At 60.9% G+C, this 20,441-nt stretch carries 21 protein-coding genes and 1 tRNA gene; 19 read left to right on the top strand and 3 right to left on the bottom strand.

The window, feature by feature from the left end:
- Window positions 1-226: 226 nt before the first annotated feature.
- The 18 genes from AC1D1N_RS14140 (at window position 227) to AC1D1N_RS14055 (ending at window position 17,366) form a co-directional block, all read left to right on the top strand.
- Window positions 227-1,639: a circularly permuted type 2 ATP-grasp protein gene (locus tag AC1D1N_RS14140; RefSeq protein ID WP_436259813.1), complete on the top strand. Its 1,413-nt coding sequence runs from the start codon at window positions 227-229 to the stop codon at window positions 1,637-1,639.
- 101 nt (window positions 1,640-1,740) lie between these two features.
- Complete coding sequence (locus AC1D1N_RS14135) at window positions 1,741-2,055, top strand: four helix bundle protein (RefSeq protein ID WP_436259814.1); 315 nt, start codon at window positions 1,741-1,743, stop codon at window positions 2,053-2,055.
- A gap of 63 nt (window positions 2,056-2,118) precedes the next feature.
- Window positions 2,119-3,060, top strand: coding sequence for an alpha-E domain-containing protein (locus AC1D1N_RS14130; RefSeq protein ID WP_112561554.1), 942 nt, complete (start codon window positions 2,119-2,121; stop codon window positions 3,058-3,060).
- 85 nt (window positions 3,061-3,145) lie between these two features.
- A complete protein-coding gene (locus AC1D1N_RS14125; RefSeq protein WP_352586881.1) occupies window positions 3,146-3,940 on the top strand; it encodes a transglutaminase family protein in 795 nt (264 codons plus the stop codon).
- 32 nt (window positions 3,941-3,972) lie between these two features.
- On the top strand, window positions 3,973-4,704 hold the full coding sequence (locus AC1D1N_RS14120) for a proteasome-type protease (RefSeq protein WP_436259815.1): 732 nt from the start codon (window positions 3,973-3,975) through the stop codon (window positions 4,702-4,704).
- A 74-nt stretch (window positions 4,705-4,778) separates the two neighbouring features.
- Window positions 4,779-6,188 (top strand): pyridoxal phosphate-dependent decarboxylase family protein, encoded by a 1,410-nt coding sequence (locus tag AC1D1N_RS14115; protein WP_436259816.1) that lies wholly within the window; start codon window positions 4,779-4,781, stop codon window positions 6,186-6,188.
- Between the two features lie 59 nt (window positions 6,189-6,247).
- Window positions 6,248-6,652 (top strand): hypothetical protein, encoded by a 405-nt coding sequence (locus tag AC1D1N_RS14110; RefSeq protein WP_192253776.1) that lies wholly within the window; start codon window positions 6,248-6,250, stop codon window positions 6,650-6,652.
- 117 nt (window positions 6,653-6,769) lie between these two features.
- On the top strand, window positions 6,770-7,537 hold the full coding sequence (locus tag AC1D1N_RS14105; protein ID WP_436259817.1) for a DeoR/GlpR family DNA-binding transcription regulator: 768 nt from the start codon (window positions 6,770-6,772) through the stop codon (window positions 7,535-7,537).
- Window positions 7,538-7,655: 118 nt separating this feature from the next.
- Window positions 7,656-9,176 carry a glycerol-3-phosphate dehydrogenase gene (gene glpD, locus AC1D1N_RS14100; RefSeq protein ID WP_477349187.1) on the top strand — a complete coding sequence of 507 codons (1,521 nt, stop codon included), beginning with the start codon at window positions 7,656-7,658 and terminating at the stop codon, window positions 9,174-9,176.
- A 38-nt stretch (window positions 9,177-9,214) separates the two neighbouring features.
- Complete coding sequence (locus AC1D1N_RS14095; protein WP_112561560.1) at window positions 9,215-10,294, top strand: ABC transporter ATP-binding protein; 1,080 nt, start codon at window positions 9,215-9,217, stop codon at window positions 10,292-10,294.
- 10 nt (window positions 10,295-10,304) lie between these two features.
- Window positions 10,305-11,381 carry an ABC transporter ATP-binding protein gene (locus AC1D1N_RS14090; protein ID WP_436259820.1) on the top strand — a complete coding sequence of 359 codons (1,077 nt, stop codon included), beginning with the start codon at window positions 10,305-10,307 and terminating at the stop codon, window positions 11,379-11,381.
- Window positions 11,382-12,248, top strand: coding sequence for a carbohydrate ABC transporter permease (locus AC1D1N_RS14085; protein WP_112561562.1), 867 nt, complete (start codon window positions 11,382-11,384; stop codon window positions 12,246-12,248). It begins immediately after the preceding gene.
- A 106-nt stretch (window positions 12,249-12,354) separates the two neighbouring features.
- Window positions 12,355-13,173, top strand: coding sequence for a carbohydrate ABC transporter permease (locus tag AC1D1N_RS14080; protein ID WP_477349514.1), 819 nt, complete (start codon window positions 12,355-12,357; stop codon window positions 13,171-13,173).
- A gap of 2 nt (window positions 13,174-13,175) precedes the next feature.
- Window positions 13,176-13,457: a DUF2160 domain-containing protein gene (locus AC1D1N_RS14075; protein WP_112561564.1), complete on the top strand. Its 282-nt coding sequence runs from the start codon at window positions 13,176-13,178 to the stop codon at window positions 13,455-13,457.
- 79 nt (window positions 13,458-13,536) lie between these two features.
- Window positions 13,537-15,261, top strand: coding sequence for an ABC transporter substrate-binding protein (locus AC1D1N_RS14070; RefSeq protein ID WP_112561565.1), 1,725 nt, complete (start codon window positions 13,537-13,539; stop codon window positions 15,259-15,261).
- Window positions 15,262-15,350: 89 nt separating this feature from the next.
- Window positions 15,351-16,844: a glycerol kinase GlpK gene (gene glpK / locus AC1D1N_RS14065; RefSeq protein WP_436259821.1), complete on the top strand. Its 1,494-nt coding sequence runs from the start codon at window positions 15,351-15,353 to the stop codon at window positions 16,842-16,844.
- A gap of 44 nt (window positions 16,845-16,888) precedes the next feature.
- Window positions 16,889-17,137 carry a DUF6882 domain-containing protein gene (locus AC1D1N_RS14060; RefSeq protein WP_477349182.1) on the top strand — a complete coding sequence of 83 codons (249 nt, stop codon included), beginning with the start codon at window positions 16,889-16,891 and terminating at the stop codon, window positions 17,135-17,137.
- Window positions 17,055-17,366: a DUF6882 domain-containing protein gene (locus tag AC1D1N_RS14055; RefSeq protein WP_477349180.1), complete on the top strand. Its 312-nt coding sequence runs from the start codon at window positions 17,055-17,057 to the stop codon at window positions 17,364-17,366. Before AC1D1N_RS14060 ends, AC1D1N_RS14055 begins: the two co-directional genes overlap by 83 nt.
- A 101-nt stretch (window positions 17,367-17,467) precedes the next feature.
- Here the strand turns inward: AC1D1N_RS14055 and AC1D1N_RS14050 are convergent, their stop codons facing one another.
- Entirely contained in the window at window positions 17,468-17,935 is a 468-nt protein-coding gene (locus tag AC1D1N_RS14050) for a BA14K family protein (protein ID WP_112561568.1), read from the bottom strand.
- Window positions 17,936-18,263: 328 nt separating this feature from the next.
- Between AC1D1N_RS14050 and AC1D1N_RS14045 the strand changes: the two genes are divergently transcribed.
- A tRNA-Lys gene (locus AC1D1N_RS14045) sits at window positions 18,264-18,339 on the top strand.
- A gap of 422 nt (window positions 18,340-18,761) precedes the next feature.
- On the opposite strand, the gene AC1D1N_RS14040 is transcribed toward AC1D1N_RS14045, so the two are convergent.
- Window positions 18,762-19,043: a GYD domain-containing protein gene (locus tag AC1D1N_RS14040; protein ID WP_246501615.1), complete on the bottom strand. Its 282-nt coding sequence runs from the start codon at window positions 19,041-19,043 to the stop codon at window positions 18,762-18,764.
- Between the two features lie 895 nt (window positions 19,044-19,938).
- Window positions 19,939-20,157 carry a hypothetical protein gene (locus tag AC1D1N_RS14035; RefSeq protein ID WP_477349178.1) on the bottom strand — a complete coding sequence of 73 codons (219 nt, stop codon included), beginning with the start codon at window positions 20,155-20,157 and terminating at the stop codon, window positions 19,939-19,941.
- Window positions 20,158-20,441 lie beyond the last annotated feature (284 nt).

The raw sequence follows: 20,441 nt of genomic DNA, 5'->3' as shown, positions 1-20,441 counted from the left end.
GAAACAAAGGACAGAGCGGTTCACCGTTTCCGTGAAACGATGAGCTGCTCTAGCGCCGCATCAGGCATTTGCCCGGCGACGAGGCAAAGCCTGATTACGCCCCTGTTTCGACTGCCCTAATTTTGGGCAGTCGTAACATACTGATCGCCGATGCCCTCCAAATCACCGATTGCGCTTGATTTTCTCCTGCGACGCCAGTGAAATGGCGTCACAGGGGAGTATGCGATTGGCAGCGTTCGATGAAATGCTTCCGGAAGTTTCCGGATTGAGAAAACCGTATACGGCTTACGACCGCTGGCTGAAGGAGCAGGACCCGGCCAGGCTTACCGAAAAGATGCAGGACGCCGAGCGCGTCTTCCGCAAGACCGGCATCACCTTCGCCGTCTATGGCGAGCAGGACGCTTCCGAGCGGCTGATCCCCTTCGATATCGTTCCGCGCATCATCTCCGGCAATGAATGGCGGCGCCTCACGCAAGGCATCGAGCAGCGCGTGCAGGCGCTGAACGCTTTCCTCGATGACATCTACCATCGCCAGGAGATCCTGCGCGCCGGCCGTGTGCCGAGGGAGCTGATCGCCAGGAACGAGGCCTTCCTGCCGGAAATGATCGGCGTGCGGCCGCCGGCCGGCGTCTACACCCACATTATCGGCGTCGATATTGTCCGCATCTCTGAGAACGAGTTCTACGTGCTGGAGGACAATGCGCGCACGCCGTCGGGCGTCTCCTACATGCTGGAGAACCGCGAGACGATGATGCAGCTCTTCCCCGAACTGTTCCAGCAGATCAAGGTGCGGCCGGTCGAGAACTATCCGCAGCTCCTTCGCCAGTCGCTGGCAGCGGTCCGGCCGCAAAGCACCAAGGGCGCGCCGACCATCGCCGTGCTGACGCCGGGCAGCTTCAACTCCGCCTATTTCGAGCACGCCTTCCTTGCCGACCAGATGGGCGTGCAGCTGGTCGAAGGCCAGGACCTGCGCGTCGTCGATGGCCATGTCGCTATGCGCACCACCGAGGGCTACAAGCAGATCGACGTGCTCTACCGGCGCGTCGACGATTCGTTCCTCGACCCGCTGACCTTCCGGCCGGACTCGGCCCTTGGCGTGCCCGGCATCATGGATGTCTACCGCGCCGGCAACATCACCATCGCCAATGCGCCGGGAACCGGCATCGCCGACGACAAGGCGATCTATTCCTACATGCCCGAGATCGTCGAGTTCTACACCGGCCGCAAGGCGATCCTCGGCAACATCCCGACCTGGCGCTGCTCGGAACCCGACAGCCTGAAGTATGTGCTCGAACACATCCACGAGCTGGTCATCAAGGAAGTGCACGGTTCCGGCGGCTACGGCATGCTGGTCGGACCGGCGGCGACCAAGAAGGAATGCCAGGACTTCGCCAAGAAGCTGCAGGCCAAACCGTCCAACTACATCGCCCAGCCGACGCTGGCGCTGTCGACCTGTCCGATCCTGACAGAAAAAGGCCTGTCGCCGCGCCACGTCGATCTCAGGCCCTACGTGCTGGTGTCCGACCGCATCCAGATAGTGCCCGGCGGGTTGACGCGGGTGGCGCTGAAGGAGGGTTCGCTGGTGGTCAATTCTTCACAAGGCGGCGGGACGAAAGATACGTGGGTGCTCGATGATTGAAAGAGCGAGTAGCGAATAGCGAGTAGTGAATAGGGAAAGAGGGGGATACGACGGCGATCAATTCCTACAGGGATCGGATTGTTTGGAAGGCGGCCCTAGGGTTGGCAGTAAATTGCTACTCGGCCACGAAAGGCTTTCCGAGCAGCGAAGCATACGGAATGACCTCTCAGATACGACGCTCGGCCGCTTCTATCGCAGCAAATGTCGCAGAAGGTCACGGACGAGAAAGTACAGGAGCCTTCATTCAGTTTCTTCGAGTGGCACAGGGCTCCCTAAAAGAATTGGAGACACATCTGATCCTGTGCGGAGAGGTAGGATTGATGGTCGAAGCGGAGGTCACGAACTTGCTCGGCCAAACCGAAGACATTGGAAAAATGCTGCGTTCGATGATCAGGAGCCTGCAACAGAAATCATGATAAGTTCCTTCCGCTATTCGCTATTCGCTACTCGCTATTCGCTCGACATCGGAGCAAGCTGATATGCTTTTGGGCCGCACCGCCAACGGGCTCTACTGGATGAACCGCTATATCGAGCGGGCGGAAAACATGGCACGCCTGGTCGATGCAGGCCTGCGCATGGCGCTGACCCGTACCCAGAGCGCCTCGGAAGAGTGGAATTCGGTGCTGCTCAGCGCCGGCTCCGATGTCACCTTCACGCAGAAATACCAGGACTATACCGCCGCCAATGTCGCCGACTTCCTGTTGCGCGACACGTCGAACCCGTCGAGCACGATGTCGGCGATCGAGACCGCACGCAACAATGCCCGCATGGTGCGCACCGCGCTGACACGCGAAACCTGGGAAAGCATCAACGAGGCCTGGATGGCGTTGAAGCGGATGCTGGCAAAGCCGATCGACGAGCGCGACCTGCCGAGCGTGCTCGACGCCATCAAGCGCGAGACGGCGCTTATCCGCGGCTGTTTCTACGGCACCATGCTGCGCAACGAGATCTTCGACTTCTCGCAGCTCGGCACCTATGTCGAACGCGCCGACAACACGGCGCGCATCCTCGACGTGAAATACTACGTGTTGTTGCCGTCGATCTCCTGGGTTGGCTCGACGCTGGACAATTATCAGTGGGAATCGATCCTGCGCTCGGTGTCGGCGCATCGTTCCTACCGCTGGGTCTATGAGGCCGACTACAAGCCGACCAACATCGCCGACTATCTGATCCTCAATGTCCGCATGCCGCGCTCGCTGACCTTCTGCTATCGTTTCCTGGCCGAGCATCTGAAATTCCTCGGTGACGATTACGGCGAACGCCATGCCTGCCACGCCACGGTCGACAGGACCCAGGCGATGCTGCGGGCAGGGTCGATCAAGGACATATTCGACGCCGGCCTGCACGAATTCCTGGCCAGGTTCATTCAGGACAACACCAAGCTGGGCGACGAGATCGCCCAGGATTACCGGTTCAATTGAGCATGACCCCGAACCGGAGGACCGCGTCAGCGAAAAATGGGACCCGGTTTTCGGATAAGGTCATGCTCAAAACGGAAGACACGTTATGAGATTGAAAATCACCCACCGGACCGAATACCGCTACGACGCGCCGGTGCATTATCTGCTGCAGCGGCTGCGGCTGTTGCCGGTCAGTGGCCCGACGCAGACTGTGCTGTCCTGGGCGCTGAAGATCGAAGGTGCGCGCGAGGAAGTGCGTTTCAGCGACCATTTCGGCAACGATAACAGGCTGTTGAGCGTGGAGGGCGAGCGCGACTTCATCACGGTTGAGGCCTCCGGCGAGGTTGTGACGCGCGACACGGCAGGCGTCTCGGGTCCGCATCACGGCTTTGCGCCGCTTTGGCTGTTCAGCCAGGAGACCGCTTTGACCATCCCCGGCGACGGCATTCGCGAGCTTGCCGCGGCGGTCGGCAAAGGCACCGACATCGAAAGGCTGCATCGGCTGATGGCGCTGATCGTCGAGCGCGTCGCCTATACGCCGGGCACCACCAGCGTGACGACGCCGGCGGAAGAGGCGTTGGCGCTGAAGACCGGCGTCTGCCAGGACCACAGCCATATCTTTGTCGCCGCGGCCCGCGCCATGGGCTTTCCGGCCCGTTATGTCAGCGGCTATCTGATGATGGACGCGGCCATCGAACAGGCGGCAAGCCATGCCTGGGCCGAAGTCCATGTCCAGGGTCTCGGCTGGGTCGCCTTCGACGCCGCCAATGGCATTTCTCCTGACGAGCGCTATGTCAGGGTGGCCACCGGCCGCGATTATCGCGATGCCTCGCCGGTGTCGGGAATTCGACTGGGACAGGCGGAGGAACAGCTTGCGGTCACCGTCACGGTAGAGCAGTAGTTCTCGGCAAGATTGCTGCCTGAAGAGATTCCATGACTTATTGCGTCGGCCTCAAGATCGATCGTGGGCTCGTGTTCATGTCGGACACGCGCACCAATGCCGGCATGGATTCGATCTCGACCTTCAAGAAGATGCATGTCTGGGAAGAGCCGGGCGAGCGCGTCATCGTGCTGATGTCGGCCGGTAATCTGGCCACGACGCAGGCTGTCATCAGCCTGCTCGACGAGCGCAACAAGGCGATCGGCGAACGCCATGCGACGCTGCTCGAAACCCCGTCCATGTACCAGACGGTGCGGCTGGTCGGCGACACCGTCAAGGAAGTCATCGCCCAGTCGTCACCGGCCGGCGAAAAGGCGGATTCCTATTTCAACGCCTCTTTCATCCTCGGCGGTCAGATCAAGGGCAGCGCGCCGCGCCTGTTCATGATCTACCCCGAGGGCAATTTCATCGAATCAACCGACGACACGCCGTTCTTCCAGATCGGCGAGACCAAATACGGCAAGCCGATCATCATCCGCGCCTATGAAAGGACGATGAGCCTGGCCGAAACCGTGAAGTTGCTTCTGGTCTCCTTCGATTCGACGCTGAAGTCGAACCTGTCCGTCGGCCTGCCGCTCGACCTGCTGTTCCTCGAGAAGGATGCTTTCAAGGTCGGGCTGAAGAAGCGGATAGGCCAGGACGACCAGTATTATCGCACCATCTCGGACGGCTGGTCGAACGCGCTGAAAACGGCCTTTGCCAGCCTGCCCGATTTCCCGGGTTAGATTGCCTTGCTGGCGCTGTTGCGTGGCGCTTGCCGCGGCGATCGACGCTGCTTGGCCCAGGTCTGGAGACCAGAATGAACAGTGATGATTTCCGGCAATGGTCGAGGCGCGCCGCCGATTGGGGAGTCGAATACCGCTCCTCGCTGCGCGAAAGGCCGGTGCGACCACTGGTCGAACCCGGCGACATCTTTCGCAGCATCGAGGCGTCGCCACCGGAAGCGGCTGAGCCGATGGAACGGATTTTCGCCGATTTCGAAGACAAGATCGTGCCGGGCATGACGCATTGGCAGCATCCGCGCTTCTTCGCCTATTTCCCGGCCAATGCCGCGCCGGTCTCGGTGGTGGCCGAATATCTTGTCTCGGCGATGGCCGCGCAATGCATGCTATGGCAGACCTCGCCGGCCGCGACCGAACTCGAGACACGCATTGTCGACTGGATGCGCCAGGCGCTCGGCCTGCCCGAAGGATTTTCCGGCGTCATCCAGGATTCGGCCTCGTCGGCGACGCTGGCCGCCGTGCTGACCATGCGCGAGCGCGCGCTCGATTGGCAGGGCAACAAACAGGGCCTGGCCGGGCAGAGGCGGCCGCGCATCTATTCCTCCGATCAGGTCCACACCTCGATCGACCGCGCGATCTGGGTGTCGGGCATCGGCGAGGACAATCTGGTCCGCATTCCGGTCACCGGGCGCTTCCGCGCCATGGATACGGCAGCGCTCGAGGCGGCAATCGCCGCCGACCGTGAGGCCGGTATGCTGCCCGCCGGCATCATCGCCAGCGTCGGCGGCACCAGCACCGGCGGCACCGACGATGTCGCCGCCGTCGCCGCGGTGGCCAGGCGCCACGGGCTCTATCTGCATGTCGATGCCGCCTGGGCGGGATCGGCAATGATCTGCCCGGAATTCCGCCATTTCTGGGCCGGCGCAGAGCTCGCCGATTCCATCGTCTTCAACCCGCATAAGTGGCTTGGCGCGCAATTTGACTGCTCGATGCAGTTCATCCGCCAGCCCGAGGATCAGGTCCGCACTTTGGCGATCAAGCCCGAATTCCTGAAGACGCACGGCCGCGACGGCATCATCAATTATTCCGAATGGTCGGTGCCGCTCGGCAGGCGTTTTCGGGCGCTGAAATTGTGGTTCCTGCTGCGCGCGCACGGCTTGGAGGCGCTGCGCAGCATGATCCGCAACCACGTCGCCTGGAGCGAGGGCCTTGCGGCGCGGCTGGCGAACGAGCCGGATTTCGAGATCGTCACCGAGCCAATGCTGTCGCTGTTTTCATTCCGTCATAAGGCAGCCGGCGATGCCGACGATCACAACCTGCGCCTGGTCAATGCCATCAACGACGATGGCCGCCTCTATCTGACGCAGACGCGGGTCGATGGACGGGTCGCCATTCGTTTCCAGGTCGGACAGTTCGAGACCACGGCGGAAGACGTCAATACCGCCTTCACTGTCATTTGCGACTGTGCAAGATCGCTCAAGGGCTGACAGCATGTACCGGCGGTTTCCCGCCCCAGAGTAGCCAGCAAGGAATTGCAAGCAAGGGCATGGCCGGGCAGGGCGAAGAGACGAGCCAAAATCTGACGGGCGTCTGGAACGGGCTTTATTTTTATCCGCGCGAGCTTGCACCCGTCTCCTTCGTAGCCACACTGATCGAGACGGCAACCAGCTTGACGGGGATGACCCACGAACCGGCGAGCCCGGCGACCGGCACAGTGAGATACGCAACCCTGCAGGGGCAGCGCGACGGCAACGCCGTCTCCTTCATCAAAACATATGACAATGCCGGATCGAACGTGGATCCGATCGACTACAGCGGCATTCTGAACGGCGATGCCACCGAGATCGCGGGCACCTGGCGCATCCTGGGAAGCTGGTCCGGCAAATTCCTGATGATCCGCTCGCCGGGCAAAGTCGCTGCCGTCGCCCGCAAGGTGGCGGAGCGGGTCTGAGCTGTATCTGCCTGGTTCGCCTTTGCAATCATCGATATTTCATTAGCCGGCTTCTCCCTTTTCATTGCTTTCGTTTTGAGCTACAAACAAGAAAAACGAAAACGGGGGAGGTTCTCAGTGTATTTGTCGCCGCGTCATGCCGAAATCATCCAGATGGCCAAAGACCATGGCCGGGTGCTGGTCGACGATCTGGCCACCCATTTCAATGTGACACCGCAGACCATACGCAAGGATCTCAACGATCTCTGCGACCAGCGGTTGCTCACTCGCATCCATGGCGGCGCCTTGTTTCCGTCCGGCATCGAGAACATGGAGTACGAGGCGCGCCGCAAGATCGCCGCGGACGAGAAGGAGGCGATCGGCCGCGCGGCGGCCAGGCTGATCCCCGACAACGCCTCGCTCTTCATCAATATCGGCACCACGACCGAGTCGGTCAGCAAGGCGCTGCTCGATCACACCGGGCTCATGGTCATCACCAATAACATCAATGTTGCCAACAGGATGCGCATTTATCCTTCGATCGAGGTGGTGATCGCCGGCGGCGTCGTGCGCGGCTCCGACGGCGGTGTGGTCGGCGAGGCGGCGGTCGATTTCATCAGGCAGTTCAAGGTCGATTATGCGGTCATCGGCGCCTCGGCGATCGACCATGACGGCGCGTTGCTCGATTTCGACTTTCGCGAAGTGAAAGTGGCGCAAGCCATCATCGCCAATGCCAGGCATGTCATCCTGGTGTCCGACCAGACCAAGTTCGAACGCACCGCACCGGTTCGCATCGGCCATCTGTCGCAGGTCAACACCTTCATCACTGACCGTTGCGACATTCCGTCGGTGCGTCGGATCTGCGAAGAGGCTGAGGTGCAGCTGATCGAGACAGCGCTGGGTTAATGGCTTCCATCACGGCGCAGTGACATTTCGTTTGACATTCGTTCTGATTTCGAAATAATCCCGAGACGGTTTCGTAAAAACCTAAAAATGCTGCAATGCGAAATCGCGGGAGGGCTTTGTGGACGCAATCCATGACATCTTCGTCATCGGTGGCGGCATCAATGGCTGCGGCATCGCCCGCGACGCCGTTGGGCGAGGCTTTTCGGTATTTCTGGCTGAGATGAGCGATCTCGCCAGCGGCACTTCCTCCGGTTCGACCAAGCTGATCCATGGCGGCCTGCGCTACCTTGAATTCTATGAGTTCCGCTTGGTGCGCGAGGCGCTGATGGAGCGCGAGGTTCTGTGGAAGAACGCACCGCACATCATCTGGCCGATGCGTTTCGTGCTGCCCTATGCCAAGGGCCTGCGCCCGGCCTGGCTGATCCGGCTCGGCCTTTTCCTCTATGATCATATTGGCGGCCGCAAATTGCTGCCGGCGACCCGCACACTCGACATGGCCAAGGACCCGGCCGGCAAGCCGCTGAAGCCGCTGTTTCACAAGGCGTTCGAGTATTCCGACGGCTGGGTCAACGATGCCCGCCTGGTGGCGTTGAATGCGCGCGACGCCGCCGACCGCGGCGCCACCATCCGCACCCGCACGAAGGTGGTCTCAGCGCGGCGCGAAGGCGATATCTGGGCGATCCGGCTGGAAGATCTGGCGACAGGAAAGACCGAAGAGGTCAAGGCCCGGCTGCTGGTCAATGCCGCCGGTCCGTGGGTCGACCATGTCCTGTCGACCGCTGTCGGCCAGAACGACGTGCACAATGTCCGCCTGGTGCAGGGCAGCCACATCGTCATCAAGAAGAAGTTCGACGATCCGCGCGCCTACTTCTTCCAGAACAAGGACGGGCGCATCATTTTCGCCATCCCCTACGAGGAAGAATTCACGCTGATCGGCACCACCGACCGCGACTATCCCGGTGATCCGCACGACGTGAAGATCAGCGACACCGAGATCGACTATCTCTGCGCGGCGGCAAGCGAATATTTTGCTCAAGCCGTGACGCGCCCGGACATCGTCTGGACCTATTCGGCGGTGCGTCCGCTCTACGACGACGGCGCCTCGAAGGCGCAGGAGGCGACCCGCGACTATGTGCTGAAGGCCGATGGCGGCGAGGGCAAGGCGCCGATCGTCAACGCTTTCGGCGGCAAGATCACCACTTATCGCCGGCTGTCGGAATCGATGCTGGAAAAGATAGAGGGTTTTCTCGGCAAGCGCGGCAAGCCATGGACGGCGAACGCGTCCTTGCCCGGCGGCGATTTCCCGGCCACCGGTTTCGACGCCCAGGTGGCGAAGCTGAAGAGCGCCTATCCCTTCCTCGACCAGCGCCTGGCGCGCCGGCTGACCAGGCTCTACGGTACGCGCGCGCAAGTGCTGCTCGGCCTTGCCAAGTCGAATGCCGATCTCGGCCGCAACTTTGGCGCCGATCTCTACGAGGCCGAGGTGCGCTACCTCTGCGAAAACGAATGGGCGCTGACCGCCGAAGATGTATTGTGGCGTCGCACCAAGCGCGGACTGCATTTCAGCCGCGAGCAGGTCTCGGCCCTCGACGAGTTCATGCGCGGCATCAGCCAGCGCCATGTCGCGGCCGCGGAATAGGGAAGGCGATTGATGCACAAAGCCTGGGAGGAGGCATCATGCTGGAACTGAGAAACGTGACGAAGACGGTCGGTGCGGCGGAGCATATACGCGACGTGTCGCTGACGCTTCAGCACGGCTCGCTCAATGTCCTGCTCGGGCCAACGCTGTCGGGCAAGACCAGCCTGATGCGGCTGATGGCCGGCCTCGACGTGCCGACCTCCGGTTCGGTCTGGTTCGACGGCCAGAATGTCACCGGCATGCCGGTGCAGCAGCGCAAGATCGCCATGGTCTACCAGCAGTTCATCAACTACCCCGCGATGACCGTCTATGAGAACATCGCCTCGCCGCTGCGGGTGGCCGGCACCGATCAGGCCAAGATCGACAAGGAAGTCCGCAACGCGGCAGCGCTGCTGAAGCTGACGCCCTATCTCGACCGCACCCCGCTCAGCCTGTCCGGTGGCCAGCAGCAGCGCACCGCGCTTGCCCGCGCTATCGTCAAGAACGCCAGCCTGGTGCTGCTCGACGAGCCGCTCGCCAATCTCGATTACAAGCTGCGCGAGGAGTTGCGCGCCGAGCTGCCGAAGATCTTCGCCGCCGCCGGCACCATTTTCGTCTATGCCACGACCGAGCCGCACGAAGCGCTGCTGCTCGGCGGCAACACGGCGACGCTGTCCGAGGGACGCATCACCCAGTTCGGCCCGACCATCGACGTCTTCCGCAAGCCGATTGACCTGGTGACTGCAAGGACCTTTGCCGACCCGCCGCTCAACACCATCGTGCTGGCCAAGAAAGGTCCGGACTTCCTGCTCGAGGGCGGCGTCAAATTGCCGGTGCCGGCCGAACTCGCCGGCATTGCCGACGCCAATTATACCATCGGCTTCCAGCCGCATCATCTGTCGCTCGAGCGGCCCGACGCCGCCGCCGTGCCGGTGCGCGCCAAGGTGACGATCACCGAGATCACCGGCTCGGAAAGCTTCATCCATCTCGATTTCGCCGACGCGCGCTGGGTCATGCTGACCCACGGCATCCGCGATTTCGAGCCCGACGCAGAGATCGAGGTGTTCATCGATCCGCGCCACATCATGGTCTTCGACAGCAACGGCAGCGCCGTCGCCGCATCGAAGCTGGCGGCTTGAGGGGGAAGAGATGGCGCGCATCGACGTCAACCATGTCAGGCACTCCTATCTGCCCAACCCGCAGAAGGATGCCGATTTCGCGCTGAGAGAAGTGCACCACACCTTCGAGGATGGCGGCGCCTATGCGCTGCTCGGGCCTTCCGGCTGCGGCAAGACCACGCTGCTCAACATCATTTCGGGACTTTTGCATCCTTCGCACGGAGAGCTGCTGTTCAACGGCAAGGACGTCACCAATTTGTCGACGCAGGAGCGCAACATTGCGCAGGTGTTCCAGTTCCCTGTCATCTACGACACCATGACCGTCTACGACAATCTGGCCTTCCCGCTGCGCAACCGCGGCGTGCCGGAAGCCGACGTCGACCGCAAAGTGCGCGAGACGCTGGAGATGATCGATCTGGCGTCATGGGCGAAGAAGAAGGCGAGGGGCCTGACCGCCGACCAGAAGCAGAAGATTTCGCTCGGCCGCGGCCTGGTGCGCTCAGATGTCAACGCCATCCTGTTCGACGAGCCGCTGACCGTCATCGACCCACATATGAAGTGGGTGCTGCGCTCGCAGTTGAAGCAGCTGCACCGCCGCTTCGGCTACACCATGGTCTATGTCACCCACGACCAGACCGAGGCGCTGACCTTCGCCGACCAGGTCGTCGTCATGTACGACGGCGGCATCGTCCAGATCGGCACGCCGGCCGAACTGTTCGAGCGGCCGCGCCACACCTTTGTCGGCTATTTCATCGGTTCGCCCGGCATGAACGTCATGCCGGTGGCGATCGACGGCAAGACCGCGACGATAGGCAGCCAGCGCATCGAACTGCCCGGCGCGCCAAAGACCGCCGCAGGTAGCTCCGGGGCCATCGAACTCGGCATCCGGCCCGAATATGTCAGGCTCGGCCGCGACGGCATGGCGGTGAAAATCAGCAAGGTCGAGGATCTCGGCCGCCACAAGGTGGTGCGCGCCAGCCTCGAAGGCCGCGAGATCGCGGCCGTCATCGGCGAGGACGAGAGCGTGCCGGCCGAGCCGAAGGTGCGCTTCGACCCGGCAGGCATCAACATCTATGCCGATTCCTGGCGCGTCGAGATGGGGGCATAGATGGAAAAGACCTGGAACAACAAGGCCTGGTTCATGGTGCTGCCGGTGCTCCTGCTGGTGGCGTTCTCGGCGGTGATCCCGCTGATGACGGTGGTCAACTATTCGGTTCAGGACACGTTCGGAAACAACGTTTTCTTTTGGAACGGCTCGGACTGGTTCACCGAAATCCTGGAGTCGGAACGTTTCTGGCTCTCGATGGTCCGCAACCTGATCTTCTCCTTCATCATCCTCGCCATCGAAGTGCCACTCGGCATCTTCATCGCACTCAACATGCCCAAGAAGGGCTGGGGCGTGCCGGTCTGCCTGGTGCTGATGGCGCTGCCGCTGCTGATCCCGTGGAACGTCGTCGGCACGATTTGGCAGGTGTTCGGCCGCATCGACATCGGCCTGCTCGGCTACACGTTGTCGGCGCTCGGCTTCGACTACAATTACGTCAACGACCCGACTGACGCCTGGGTGACGGTCATCCTGATGGACGTATGGCACTGGACGAGCCTCGTCGTTCTGCTCTGCTACGCCGGCCTCGTCTCCATACCGGATGCTTATTATCAAGCCGCCAAGATCGATGGCGCCTCGCGCTGGGCGATCTTCCGCTATATCCAGTTGCCGAAGATGAACCGCGTGCTTTTGATCGCCGTGCTGCTGCGCTTCATGGATAGCTTCATGATCTACACCGAGCCCTTCGTCGTCACCGGCGGCGGCCCCGGCAATTCGACGACATTCCTGTCGATAGATCTGGTCAAGATCGCCATCGGCCAGTTCGACCTCGGGCCGGCGGCCGCCATGTCGATCATCTACTTCCTCATCATCCTGTTGCTGTCATGGGTGTTCTACACCGTCATGACCAATGTCGATGCGGAGCGCTGAGATGAGCGGCGCCAACGAAAGAACGACGAGGCAGGACCGGGTGAACGAGGCGGCGGTTTCGGACGGGCTCGCCAGCACGCTGTCGCAGGACCAGATTGCGCGGCTGATGCGCCGGCGTGGCGAAGAATCCAGGTTCTGGTGGCTGGTGCCGACGATCTACATCATCTTTCTGATGCTGCCGATTTACTGGCTGGTCAATATGAGCTTCAAGACCAATCAGGAGATCCTGGGCGCCTTTTCGCTGTGGCCGAGGAACCCGACCATCGCCAACTACATGGTGATCTTCACCGACCCGTCCTGGTACAAGGGCTACATCAATTCGATCATCTATGTCGTCATGAATATGGTGATCTCGGTTTCGGTGGCGCTGCCTGCGGCCTACGCCTTTTCGCGCTACCGCTTCCTCGGCGACAAGCATCTGTTCTTCTGGCTGCTGACCAACCGCATGGCGCCGCCTGCGGTGTTTGCGCTGCCGTTCTTCCAGCTCTATTCGGCCTTCGGCCTGATAGACACCCATATCGCTGTGGCGCTGGCGCACTGCCTGTTCAACGTGCCGCTGGCGGTGTGGATACTCGAAGGCTTCATGTCGGGCGTGCCGAAGGAAATCGATGAGACCGCCTACATCGACGGCTACTCCTTCCCTCGCTTCTTCGTGAAAATTTTCATGCCGTTGATCGCCAGCGGTGTCGGCGTGGCCTGCTTCTTCTGCTTCATGTTCTCATGGGTCGAACTGCTGATTGCCCGCACCTTGACCACGACCGCCGCCAAGCCGATCGCGGCGATCATGACGCGCACGGTCTCGGCATCCGGGCTCGATTGGGGCGTGCTTGCCGCCGCTGGCGTGCTCACCATCCTGCCAGGCGCGCTCGTGATCTGGTTCGTCCGCAACTATATCGCCAAGGGCTTTGCCCTGGGGAGGGTATGACCATGAACCTCACCTGGATGGCATGGACCCTGCCGACGGCACTGTTTTTCATCACGATCCTTATTCTGCTGTGCGGCATGGCGTTCTGGGAGTTTGTCTCGCCTGGCGGCAATCCGCGTGTCGGCGTGCTGCGCTTCGAGACGACGCGCGGTGACCGCCTCTTTGTTTCGCTGCTTGGCAGCGCCTTTATCCATCTCGCTTGGCTGGGTCTTGTCGGACCCAACCTGTGGTGGGCTCTCGCTCTCTCCGTAGTCTACGCCATTGGCGTGTTCCGCTACGTTTAGAGGGGGAAACTGTTGGAGCGGCCGCGTTGCCGGCGACCGCTCCAGATCGCACTTGAAACCTGAAAGTGGAGGAAACGAAATGCGAAGGCAATTTTTAACATCAACAACTGCGCTTGTCCTGCTCTGGGGAGCAGGCCAGGCCTATGCCGGAATGGACGAAGCCAAAACCTTCCTCGATACCGAAATCAAGGACTTGTCGACGCTGGATCGCGGCGCCCAGGAAGCCGAAATGCAATGGTTCATCGATGCCGCGAAGCCTTTCGCCGGCATGGACATCAAGGTGGTCTCCGAGACCATCGATACGCATAGCTATGAGTCTAAGGTTCTGGCGCCTGCCTTCACCGCGATCACCGGCATCAAGATCACCCACGACCTGATCGGCGAAGGCGATGTCGTCGAAAAGCTGCAGACGCAGATGCAGTCGGGTGAGAATATCTACGACGCCTACGTCAACGACTCCGACCTGATCGGCACCCACTGGCGTTACCAGCAGGCACGCAGCCTGACCAAGTGGATGGCGAATGAGGGCAAGGATGTCACCAATCCGAACCTCGATCTCGCCGACTTCATCGGCACCAAGTTCACGACCGCTCCGGACGGCGACCTCTACCAGCTGCCCGACCAGCAGTTCGCGAACCTATACTGGTTCCGCTACGACTGGTTCAATGACGAGAAGAACAAGGCCGATTTCAAGGCAAAATACGGCTACGACCTCGGTGTGCCGGTCAACTGGTCGGCCTATGAGGACATCGCCGAGTTCTTCACCGGCCGCGAGATCGACGGCAAGAAGGTCTATGGCCACATGGACTACGGCAAGAAGGACCCGTCGCTCGGCTGGCGGTTCACCGATGCCTGGCTCTCCATGGCCGGCAATGGCGACAAGGGCCTGCCGAACGGTCTTCCGGTCGACGAATGGGGCATCAAGGTCAACGAGAAGTCGCAGCCCGTCGGTTCGTGCGTCGCGCGCGGCGGCGACACCAACGGCCCGGCTTCCGTCTATTCGATCCAGAAGTACCTGGATTGGCTGAAAGCCTATGCGCCGCCGGAAGCTCAGGGCATGACGTTCGGCGAATCCGGCCCCGTCCCGTCGCAGGGCACGGTCGCGCAGCAGATGTTCACCTACACGGCCTTCACCGCCTCCTTCGTCAAGGAAGGGCTGCCGGTCGTGAACGCGGACGGCACCCCGAAATGGCGCTTTGCTCCGTCGCCGCATGGCGTGTACTGGAAGGATGGCATGAAGCTTGGCTACCAGGACGTCGGTTCCTGGACCCTGCTCAAGTCGACACCTGACGATCGCGCCAAGGCCGCCTGGCTCTACGCGCAGTTCGTCGTGTCGAAGACGGTCGACGTGAAGAAGAGCCATGTCGGCTTGACGCTCATCCGGGAGTCAACGATCCAGGACAAGAGCTTCACGGAACGTGCCCCGAAGCTCGGCGGCCTGATCGAGTTCTACCGCTCGCCGGCCCGCGTCCAGTGGTCGCCGACCGGCACCAACGTGCCTGACTATCCGAAGCTGGCACAGCTTTGGTGGCAGGCGATCGGTGATGCCTCGTCCGGCGCCAAGACGGCGCAGGAAGCCATGGACTCGCTTTGCGCCGAGCAGGAAAAGGTCATGGAACGCCTGGAGAAGGCGGGCATCCAGGGCGATATCGGCCCGAAGATGGCCGAAGAGCATGACCTCGCCTACTGGAACGCCGACGCGGTCAAGAAGGGCAATCTCGCGCCTCAGCTGAAGATCGAGAACGAGAAGGAAAAGCCGATCACCATCAACTACGACGAACTGGTGAAGAGCTGGCAGAAGTAGTCTTGGCGTACGCGCCAGGATCATAGTGAACGGGGAGGCGGCATCGTGCCGTCTCCCCTGTTTGTATAAGCGAGCTACCGGGAGGACGAATGACCGGATACATCCTTGCGATCGACCAGGGCACGACTTCGACCAGGGCGATCCTGTTCGACGGTGAGATGAAGGTTGCCGGCAGCAAGCAGCAGGAATTCACCCAGCATTACCCGGCCTCCGGCTGGGTCGAGCACGACCCGGAGGACATCTGGGCAACCGTCGTCGCCACGGTCAAAGGCGCGCTGAAGGCCGCCGGCCGCGAGGCATCCGATGTGGCGGCCATCGGTATCACCAACCAGCGCGAAACCGTCGTCATCTGGGACAAGGCGACCGGCAAGCCGATCCACAATGCCATCGTCTGGCAGGACCGCCGCACCGCGCCGCTCTGCCAGAAGCTGAAGAAGCAGGGGCTTGAGAAAAAGTTCACCAAAAAGACCGGCCTGCTGCTCGATCCCTATTTCTCCGGCACCAAGATCGCCTGGATGCTGGACAAGGTGAAGGGTGCGAGAAAACGCGCCGAAAAGGGCCAACTGCTCGCCGGCACCATCGACAGTTTTTTGATCTGGCGGCTGACCGGCGGCAAGATGCACGCCACCGACGCCACGAACGCCTCGCGCACGCTGGTCTACAACATCGAGAAGAATGTCTGGGACGACGAACTGCTCTCCATCCTGCGCATCCCGGTTGCGATGCTGCCTGAAGTCAAGGATTGCGCCGACGACTACGGTGCGACGGAGAAAAGCCTGTTTGGCGCCGAGATAAAGATCCTCGGCGTGGCGGGCGACCAGCACGCGGCGACCATCGGCCAGGCCTGTTTCGAGCCGGGCATGATGAAATCGACTTACGGCACCGGCTGTTTCGCGCTGCTCAACACGGGCGCCGATCTGGTGCGCTCGAAGAACCGGCTGCTGACCACCATTGCCTATCGGCTGAACGGCAAAACCACCTATGCGCTGGAAGGCTCGATCTTCATCGCCGGGGCTGCCGTGCAATGGCTGCGCGACGGCATCAAGGTAATTGGCAAGGCCGAGCACAGCGGCGTGCTGGCGGCGACCGCGGACCCGACGCAGAACGTCTATCTGGTGCCGGCTTTCGTCGGCCTCGGCGCGCCACATTGGGACGCCGAGGCGCGTGGCGCGATCTTCGGCCTGACGCGCAATTCAGGCCCTGCGGAGTTTGCCCGCGCAGCACTCGAATCCGTCGCCTACCAGACGCGCGACCTGCTCGATGCGATGCGCAAGGACTGGAAGGGGGCATCGGCCAAGACCGTGCTTCGCGTCGATGGCGGCATGGTGGCCTCCGACTGGACCATGCAGCGGCTGGCCGACATTCTCGACGCGCCGGTCGATCGCCCGACCATCCTGGAGACGACGGCGCTGGGCGCCGCGTGGCTCGCCGGCTCGAAGGCGGGCGTATGGCCGAAGGCGAAGGACTTTGCCCGGAGCTGGGCGCTCGAGCGTCGGTTCAAGCCGGACATGGATGCCAGTGTGCGTTCGGCAAAACTGGCGGGCTGGCGCGATGCGGTGCGCCGGACGCTAAGCACGCAATAGGTCGGCGAGCCGCGAAATGATTAGGTTTTGCTGAGCGAGGGGGCATGAGAAGTCCAGATTGGTATCCTGCTTGGCGCGACGAGGCTGTCGACCAGCTGAACGCGAAGAACAAGCGACTCGAGGGCGACTTCAACCTGGGTAACTGGTCCCGCTACGACTATGATCTGACATCCGGAAAGCTTCTCTTTTCAGACCAGAACGTCGTCAGAGTTGTCGCCGAAATCCAGATTGCAGGGCACGAGCGCGAAGGCCAGCAACTGGCTTTGGGCCTGGTCGAACTCAAACCTACCTAGCGAACTGCTTGTCGACGCAAAGCTGGTTCGATCGTTCGGAGAGAAGAACGGCATTGACGAGCTGGCGCAGGCCTATGTGACGGATACGCAAGACGATCTGGAAGTGCTCGGTTGGGAATTGTCCGCGACCATGGTTCGAATTTGCGACGCTCTCGGAGTTTATCGGTCTCCACGCGGAGAAGGCGGTGGCCTCTATTTGGTCTTGAAGAGCATTGGTTGGGCGAGTTGAACTGAACCGCCGCTCCCTGTGACAAGCCATATAGAAAAACCCGCGCCGTCTCGGCGCGGGTTTTTACTCATACTCGTCAGCTACTGGTACTCACCCTTGGATCAGTAGGGCGAATTGCACTGCCGCCGAGGACCGTAGTTCGGCTGGTAGGTGTTGTCCGACGCGCGATACGACCGGTAGCGGTCATAGCACCACTGCACATGCGAATCGCCGCCCCGGTAGACGCGGTTCTGGTTGTTGTTGACGATCGCGCCGGTAATCAGCGCGCCGGCAATGAATGCACCAGCCGGGAACCAGAAATCACCGTGACGGCGATAGCCGTGGCGGTAATGGCGCGAGCCGCGATGGCCGTTCCAGTAGGCACCGTCATTGTTGCTGCGCGAGAAATTGCGGTCGCCGTTGAAGTTGCGGTTTTTCATCCACGGCCTGTGGTCGACCGCCTGCACATCGGACGAAGCCGACGGGGCCTGCGGCGCAATCATTTGCGTGGCGCCGGCCGGCACGGCCGCGGAAGCCGCGAAAGAAGCTGACAATGTGGCCGCCAGCATACCCGATACGATCTTGTTCATGATCTTCTCCTTAAAAAGGGTGGTTGACGTCCCTTGTGGGGAGAGAACGGCCCGGCGGTGCGAAGGTTCCCCGCCAGAACATTAAGTTGCTGATTTGCAATGTTTCTCCAGTCAACCGGAGAAGAAAATACCCATCTCGCGCGCCTGCAGATTTTGAAGCGGCGACCTCATTGCGGGAGCGGCTCACCGGGCGTCCTGCCAAGGCAATTTGCAGGGCGTCAGGCGATGGCAGAAACCTCGGTGAAAGGGCCATCTTTTTCCGGTTGACCGGTCGCGGCACTCTCCCTATGTTCCGCGCAATTTCGAGGGCGGCCTTTAGAGCCCGCGGGAGCGCGTAGCTCAGCCGGTAGAGCAACTGACTTTTAATCAGTAGGTCATGGGTTCGAATCCCATCGCGCTCACCAACAAAATGTAGATACACAAGGTCAACCGGTCAGTTGTTGTATCCGCAAATCTGTGGCCGCACAGTGGCTTTCGCAGAGGAACGGAAGGCCGGAAAACTACGGCGCAAGCTCGCCCTTCACGCGATGAAACTCGGGCAAAACTGAAATCATATCTGGACAGCAGTGCCTCTGCCGGTGCCCGCGTACATGGATATCAGCCCATCATTGACGAGACGCCACAATGCTCGCGCTGTTGGATATCGCGAGCAAAGCAGGAGCCCATGGCCGATAAAGCGAGCGGTGGCGCGTTTAAGTGCCGTCAGTGTGGGTATGAGCTACCCTTCAAGCCTTAAAAAGCCCGCCACCGAAGCAGCGGGCCAGATTTAGCAGCGTGATAAATTACAGGCCTTGCCGGCCCGTGATGGCGCACCAGTGTGGTCTGCTTATTTTGCCGGGGATTTGTAGGAAGAAGCGATTTTTCCCGCCTTCTCTTGGGCCGCCTTGAACTCTGCGCCCGTGTATGCTCGCACGGTTTTGATATTCGATACTGCTCCCGATGCGCCGACGACGAGAAGTGCGGGGATCAGGTCAGCACCGTCGCCGAATTCCGTAATTGCCATCCAGTCAGTTTCGCCCGTCGTGACGTAGAAAGAATGCAGTTTCCCGCCCGCTGCTTCAAAGATGGCACGGGCCGCCTTTTCTCGGTTAGACGGATTGTCAATCATTCCACTCGCTGCCGTGGCTGAATAGGACCCTGTGACTATGAACGTTGGCATGTGACATCCTCCCTCGATAATCGGCAGATCTGGTGATCTGCCGAATTTTCAATTTATGGATACAAGGGTCGGTTCCTTGCGGGACCATAGCCCGTTGCTGAACACTCAGTGCGGGCTTCTGCTGTTGGACTAAGGTCTGACGTTATCCTTTTGGTTCCGGAAGCGTCGATTGGACGTTCCGCATTTTAGCCAATCGACATGTAACGTTAATCTAAATCAGTTTCGGCGCTACTCAGCCGCAGCTCCTTCCATCGCCTCGATGCGATACCTACTCAGCATAGGTCCCCGGAGAGTAGAAATGGCCGGTGCGGGGGGTTGCTTGGGCAAGCGAGGCGCACCGGCCATTGCGGGTTTGGAATTCGGGGGTCCCCCGCACTGCCTAAGTTATAGGCATATTAGGAATGACTCAATTACGACTGAAGTCCCTGGGACTTGGCCCGCTTCTACAAGCGGTTGCGGAACGCGTTTTCCTCAAAAATGGCTGAGAGGTCTATTTCATCATGAAACTGAGCATGAGGGTCGAAGGCCAGCCAAGACGCATGAGATCGAAGCTCTCTGAGGCGTGCGCTCTTTGCGAGGCGGACTTGGTGTTGTTCCTCCTCAAACGGAGAAACAGCGTTGTCACGAGGGTTCATGCGCACTCCCGATTGGCGCCATCCCTGGTTCAACGATTGAGTTTTGATTTGGTTTCCTGTGGCCCGCCAGAGCGCACTGCCGTTGGCCGTTGCCTGGCACCCGTACGCCGCGCCCGTGCGTCCCCAGCCTTTCGTATCGTGGTCACCCGGACCTTGCCCAATCCTTGCCAGGGCGTTCAATAGGTTCGTTGTCACGCATTGGGGCGCGGCTAGTGCGGCAGGACGCTGAAGACGATGGCCGCCAGCGCCACGGCGATCACTGCGACCACGATCGCCGCGATCCGAAAACGCTTCGCCCACACTTTGCGCCCAGGGCGAGCCACTGTCGCGGCATCGTAAGCGCTGTAAATGCGCCGACCATCCTCCTCGAAACGGTCGCTGTTGGGGTATGCCTTTTTGGGCTTTGGCCTAGGACGAAGAAAGCTCACTGATCCCTCCCAAGAAACCGCTTCCAGCCCGTGTCTATTAGCACATACTTGTATTTATATTGAAGCGGGAGCATCCTTGCGGATGCGCGGAAGAGGCCGCCAGGATAACGGTTGAAAGGGGTAGTTCATGGAAACAGTTTGCTCCGTCCCCGGCGGGATTTGTCTCTTGTCGGTTTTCGTCAGTGTCGCGATGGCGTTTGTTGTCATGGCGCCGTTCGCAGCTACCCGCCTGCTCGTGTTGAGGATGCGCGAGCGTTCGGTCGGACACCTTCAACCCGCCTGAA

Source organism: Mesorhizobium sp. P2_B5, assembly GCF_056404775.1.
Note: the sequence above shows the minus strand (reverse complement) of the source record. Positions and strands in the feature narration are given on the sequence as shown.